General features: G+C 30.0%; 7 protein-coding genes. All 7 read right to left on the bottom strand.

The genetic code is table 11. From position 1 onward, the window contains the following. Nucleotides 1-228 precede the first annotated feature (228 nt). Nucleotides 229-768: a hypothetical protein gene (locus Q0739_RS14480; protein WP_298239453.1), complete on the bottom strand. Its 540-nt coding sequence runs from the start codon at nucleotides 766-768 to the stop codon at nucleotides 229-231. 220 nt (nucleotides 769-988) lie between these two features. Then, nucleotides 989-1,546: a DUF1643 domain-containing protein gene (locus tag Q0739_RS14475; RefSeq protein ID WP_298239452.1), complete on the bottom strand. Its 558-nt coding sequence runs from the start codon at nucleotides 1,544-1,546 to the stop codon at nucleotides 989-991. Between the two features lie 176 nt (nucleotides 1,547-1,722). After that, on the bottom strand, nucleotides 1,723-2,199 hold the full coding sequence (locus tag Q0739_RS14470; RefSeq protein ID WP_298239451.1) for a hypothetical protein: 477 nt from the start codon (nucleotides 2,197-2,199) through the stop codon (nucleotides 1,723-1,725). Between the two features lie 13 nt (nucleotides 2,200-2,212). Further along, the gene (locus Q0739_RS14465) at nucleotides 2,213-2,743 is read right to left on the bottom strand and encodes a hypothetical protein (RefSeq protein ID WP_298239450.1); all 531 of its coding nucleotides are present in this window, start codon (nucleotides 2,741-2,743) and stop codon (nucleotides 2,213-2,215) included. Nucleotides 2,744-3,632: 889 nt separating this feature from the next. After that, on the bottom strand, nucleotides 3,633-4,082 hold the full coding sequence (locus Q0739_RS14460) for a hypothetical protein (RefSeq protein WP_298239449.1): 450 nt from the start codon (nucleotides 4,080-4,082) through the stop codon (nucleotides 3,633-3,635). A gap of 147 nt (nucleotides 4,083-4,229) precedes the next feature. After that, nucleotides 4,230-4,853, bottom strand: coding sequence for a Type 1 glutamine amidotransferase-like domain-containing protein (locus Q0739_RS14455; RefSeq protein ID WP_298239448.1), 624 nt, complete (start codon nucleotides 4,851-4,853; stop codon nucleotides 4,230-4,232). Nucleotides 4,854-5,023: 170 nt separating this feature from the next. Then, on the bottom strand, nucleotides 5,024-5,782 hold a 759-nt coding region (locus tag Q0739_RS14450), incomplete at its 5' end, for a hypothetical protein (RefSeq protein WP_298239447.1).

Here is a 5,782-nt window from a genome sequence, read left to right as displayed (position 1 = left end):
ATTATTTCTATTTCTTGGGAAAAGACTAATCCATAGATTAAAATATTTAATAATGTTAAAATTTGAGTTCTCATTTTTCTAAATTACTGCCAACGTTGTTGTGTATGGTTAGTTGCGTGGTTAAGCAACTAATTTAGCAAATAAATCACAGATAGAATATTCCGCAGGAATGTTCGTAAGTCGGCAGTGAACCAAGCAATTAATTATACACGTTGTTGTAGCACGTTTTTATTTTTCGTTCAGTTCAATCAGTTTGTAATTCAATTGCATTACTTTCATTGAATCAATTGGTTGCCATCTTGCAACAACGTGATATTCTCTATTCGTGCATTCATTTCCATTTGGATTCATTCCTTCGAGAACCCAACTTGTTCCGTCAAGACCACTTCTATCAATTGTCACAGGTAAACTCCAAAAGTCAGTATTCTGCAATAATGATTGAAATTCAGTCCATTCTTTTTTTGATAATTCCGTTTCTTTATTAACGAAGAGTTCTTTTGCAATTTCATCGGAATCTTCCTTTCCAAACTCTTTATAAACTAACTTATATGAATTCCAGTTTTTAAAAATTCTGTAACTTTTGGAAGATTGCTTCATTGAGTTGTAAATCAGAAGTCTATAACCTTCTTTGTCCGTATTTTTTAAAATAGGTTCTTCTAGTTTTCCCAAATAGTCATTCCACCATTTTTGTCCGCTTGAGTCAGATTCCACTTTAGAAATAATACTATCATTCGATTTAATAATTAATGGGTCAATTCCGCAATCCAAATTGCTTTTACAATTCAGAAATAAAGTAAATATCGAAAGTAGGATTATTATTCTATGCATTTTCTCAAATGTGCTACAACGTTTATGTATAAGATTAGTGCGGTTTTGTGTGCGAGGATTTTCCGTAGGAAAATCAGATGTAACAAAACAGGACTAATCGCTGGATTAAGCACAGACCCGAGCATTAATTTTATACTTTGTTGTGTGTAGTGCTTTTTCACTATTCAGTTAGTTTTTTCAATTCATTTTCGTAACCCCAAACTTGTCCGTGTTTTGGATTTCCAGCATTAGTCAACCTATCCACGAAAAAGACTTGATTTTTATTTTCAGTCAATATTTTTTTCGTCTCCGCTTTTAATTGCTCGTATTCGTGATAAAGTCCACTTGGGTGATTTCCCCACGCAACTATTACATTTTTATTCTTTCCGCAAAATTCTTTTAAAGTCCGAATATTTTCTTGGTCAATTATTGTCTCTTTAAATTCCTTTAGTCCACTTGAGTCAGTCAAATAATTCGGCATAAGGTTTAAGATTGTTATGTTCCCGATATTTTTCAATTCCGTATATTTTTCTCGGTTTCTATAAATGTAATTTGAAACATTAAAAACAGTTTTGTCCGAAATCAGTTTGTCCGCTCGACTTGGGTTTTTAAGTATTACTGTAATTCCGTCCGACTTATTTTTGTCAATTTCTAAATTCAGCCAATACCGTTTTCCGTTTCCGCTTTTCAATTTCACTTTTGATACGAAATCTGGATATTTATATGTCGGTTTTTTCATTTTGAGCACGATTTTTCTCGCATTACACACAACGTTTATGTATAAGATTAGTGCGGTTTTGTGTGCGAGGATTTTCCGCAGGAAAATCAGATGTAGCAAAACAGGACTAATCGCTGGTTTAAGCACAGACCCAAGCATTAATTTTATACTTTGTTGTAAAACGTTTTTTATTCTATTTAATTTTCCAAAATAATAGTCTCATCATACGTTTTCATATTCAAAAGTCCTATCGTTCCACAATTCGGTTTAATGTATTTTTTTGTGTTCGGAATTCCGTATTTATCTTTTTCCCAACTTGTATAGAATTTATATTTCAGCGTGTCTAATTTGTTTTCAATAATTTCTCCTTGGTGGTTTACGATTTCCCATTCGTAATTTTCATTTTTCCAACAAATTCCGATTTCGTCTCCAATAAGAGGAATTCCACTTTTGTCAATTTTTACATATTCTGTTTTTGGAACTGAATTGTATTCTCCATTTATAAAATATCTCATTTTTCCTAGCGTAATTATAGTCACGCATTGTTTTTTGTTAGCAGAATAAATTTTAAAATTCGTTCTATTTGTATGGTCTCCAAAAGCAATAATAAAAACAGTTATTCCAACTATGAACATAACTACTGCGACTAAAACTATTTTCAATATAAATTTCAAATTCGAGGTTTTTTTATTCAAATATTCCACGAGCTTTCAAAACTCCATTTCTCTTTTCCATAAAAAGCTCTTTTATACTTTCTCCATTCATTCCTTTCCATATTCCATTTTTGTCCTTTTGAACTTGGTCAGATTGATATTTTTGATGATAATAATGACCTTTTTCTTTATTCAAAGAAATATACAAAAGCACATTTTTATAGTTTTCGAATTTTGGTCTACCATAATGGTTATAAGCGATAAATTCAATTGTGTCAGTTTTCAGTTCGTTAAATACGTTTCCTAAAACTTTAAACTTATTTTTAAATCCATAATCCATTGAATAACTTACTTTCCTAATTGTATCTCCGGTTATTGAGTCAATTTCTATTCGAGTATTATTTTCATTCGGGTCAAATTCAATTACAGATATTTTTTCTCCAATAAAAGCATAAAGATTTACAGACTCATTTGCCATTTTCAATTCCGATTCCTGAATTATATTAGTCGATTTACAACTAATTAATGCTATTAAAATTCCGAAAATTGGAAGAATGCGTTTCATTTCGTAAATGTTTTACAACGGTCTTGTGTATGATTTCGTTGCGTGTTTCAGCAACTAAATTAGCAAATACAAACCGAATAGAAAATCCGCGAGGATTTTCGTAAATAGGCGAGTATTAGCAATGAATTATACACGTTGTTAGCTTTTAGTGCTTATTTATTCATTTCGTTTTTGTTCATTCTTTTCTAGTCAGTTGTAATTCCTATGACCTTCATTAAAATGAATGATAAAAGTAAAAGCGATATTATGAATAAAAGAGTTAATAACAGGTAAAATCCTAGTTCAAAAAAATATGAGCGAGGTTTAATCTTTTGTAAATAAAACTTTGATTTCATAAATCTATAGTTGTGTAAATAACCAATAAAAAATACATAAGCAAATAAGATAAAAATGAAAATATATCCTTTCAGATTACTAGATGTATTTATTATTAAGGCTTTTAATTCTGATGTCACTAATTTTTGTTTTTAAATTTTCAGTTTATTGTCATTCCGCAAACTTGCTCAAATTCCGATGTTGTTTTTCCAGTTCTAATTACACAAACAAACTAAAAAATCAGCCGTAATTCAATTCAAAGTTTGAGTGAGCAATTCCGAATTTGCTTTTCATTCCACGTTTGGGTGATAATTCCGAAAATTTTGAAATTCCGTACATAGTTTTTCTATTTTATCTACCTTAAAATTCTAAAAAAAATCGGAAAAATAAATCAGGCTTTTTTTCAAACCGCAAACTTGCTCCAGCATTAAAGCTAACGTGTTTGTGTATGATTTCGTTGCGTGTTTAAACACCTAATTTAGCAAATACAAACCGAATAGAAAATCCGCGAGGATTTTCGTAAGTAGGCAAGTACTAGCAATGAATTATACACGGTGTTGCCAACAGTATTATTTTATTCAACTATTAATTCATTCGGTATTTCATAAGTTGCAGAATATTGTAAATTCTTCCCTCTTTTTTTAAATTCAGAAAATGCTTCTCGATACCATTTTGGGTCATTTGGTTCAGCATTTAGCTGTTCGTGAACTCTAACACTATAAAAATCTCCATTTAGCCAAGGTTCAATTCCGTAAATTCCAATTTCGTTTTTTTCCACTCTGTTCAGAACTATTTCAAAGTCAGATTCAGAAAAGTAATGTATCGATTCAGAGTCGAATCCGTCATTCAAGTTTTTAAGTCCGAAGAATATTTTCGATTTTAAGAATTCCTCCTTTTTCAATTCTAAATTTTGATTTTCTTTATTCAATTCTGTTTTTATTTCGTTTTCAGTTTGTTTCTTTTCCTTGTTTAAACAACTTATAATTAAAAGACTAAATATTGTTATGAAAACTGCTTTTCTCATATTGTTGGCAACGTTTATGTATAAGATTAGTGCGGTTTTGTGCGCGAGGATTTTCCGCAGGAAAATCAGATGTAACAAAACAGGACTAATCGCTGGATTAAGCACAGACCCGAGCATTAATTTTATACTTTGTTGGTAACAGTTTTTTTATTCTATTATTATAACTTCTCCATCTCTCAATGTTTTAAAAAGCCATTTATTATCTATACATCTTTTAACCTCTCTTTCAATTTCCTCAGATTCAGGATGGTCAGAATCATAATGAGGTAATATTCCATAGTTGAATAGATTTAGTCCGTCCCAGATTGTTTCAGTAATTCCTTTATAAGGAAAGTCATTTGGATTATCCACAAATTGAATATATTTTAATGAGTTCGAAAGGACACAAACGCCAGCGCTATAGCCTCCATAAAGAAAGTCATCTCGTTGCTGTAATTCTTTAAATAGATTGTCAAATCCACTTAATTTCATTGCTTGCCTCAAAACGAAAGTGTTTCCGCCAGAAACCCAAATTCCATCTAGTGAAGCGATTTTATTTCTTAATTCGTCCTCTTTTCTAAAATAATTTTTTAAGTCTAAATGTTCATTAATAAAACCTAGACTGTCCATAAATTTCATTTCTTCTTTTAAATGATTATTTCTAATTTCAGGACTTGCAGTTGTCCAATCTTTAGAATTATTTATATGACCAATTTTTGCACCTAGAGGAAGTATTTTCTTTAGTTTTTCAACTTTGTCTCCAAATTTGTAAGAAGATAAATAGTATTTCATAGATTAGTTAGAATGTCATTTCAAATTGTTACCAACGTTTACGTATATGAAAAGTTGCGTGTTTGTGTGTGAGGATTTTCCGAAGGAAAATCAGAAGCTAGCAAACAAAGCAACTAACATTGGTTAAGCACAAAATAGCAATTTTTTATATACTATGTTGTAAACAGTTTTTATTCACATAAAAGATTATAGTCTTCTACTATTTGTGATATGTCAAAATCCTCATATAGGTCATTTTCTATATAAGAGACTACTTCTTTACAATCAGCAAAATAGTTCAATGCTTTTTTTTTAAAAAGCCTTAGGTTCTCTTTTTTGAATAACATAATATCTTTTTCTTTTATTATTGGTATGGCAATGTTTTCTCCTGATTTAATAATATAATACTCTTTAGCTTTTTTGTATTTGTTTTTACTGAATGGTTTATTAAATTCATTCTGTTCAAATTGTTTGTTTTCAAATTGATTCTCAATAAATTTTATGGTTCTTGTATACAATTTTACCTTTCCATTTCTAATTAATTTAAATAAAGCCATCTTATTTTTGGATACCCATACATATTCGTAAAAACCAATATCTTTATCGAAAGTTGAAAAATAAATCCTATTCACAGTCTTACTGTCATACTTGAATTTTTTAGATTTCTCATCTTTTCTAAATTGTATTTTCGTTGATTTTAGTTCAATAAAACTTCCAGATGTTAATGGAATCTTAACTAGACCTTTAAGGCTTTTTCCAGAATTCAAAATTATTTTTCCAGGAGTCCAATCATACTGCCCATAACTTTGGGAGAAAGTCAGAATTAAAATGATTAAAATATATCTTTTGTTCATTGTGTAGGTCAAATTGTTTACAACGTTTATGTATAAGATTAGTGCGGTTTTGTGTGCGAGGATTTTCCGCAGGAAAATCAGATGTAACAAAACAGG

The sequence above is a fragment of the uncultured Algibacter sp. genome (assembly GCF_947487605.1).
GTDB lineage: Bacteria > Bacteroidota > Bacteroidia > Flavobacteriales > Flavobacteriaceae > Algibacter_D.
This window is presented reverse-complemented; position numbering and strand designations above follow the sequence as displayed.

Bases quoted from the DNA above. Each gene is read 5' to 3' on its own strand.
- Q0739_RS14455 (WP_298239448.1), bottom strand. From the start codon at position 4,853: ATGAAATACTATTTATCTTCTTACAAATTTGGAGACAAAGTTGAAAAA.
- Q0739_RS14465 (WP_298239450.1), bottom strand. From the start codon at position 2,743: ATGAAACGCATTCTTCCAATTTTCGGAATTTTAATAGCATTAATTAGT.
- Q0739_RS14460 (WP_298239449.1), bottom strand. From the start codon at position 4,082: ATGAGAAAAGCAGTTTTCATAACAATATTTAGTCTTTTAATTATAAGT.
- Q0739_RS14475 (WP_298239452.1), bottom strand. From the start codon at position 1,546: ATGAAAAAACCGACATATAAATATCCAGATTTCGTATCAAAAGTGAAA.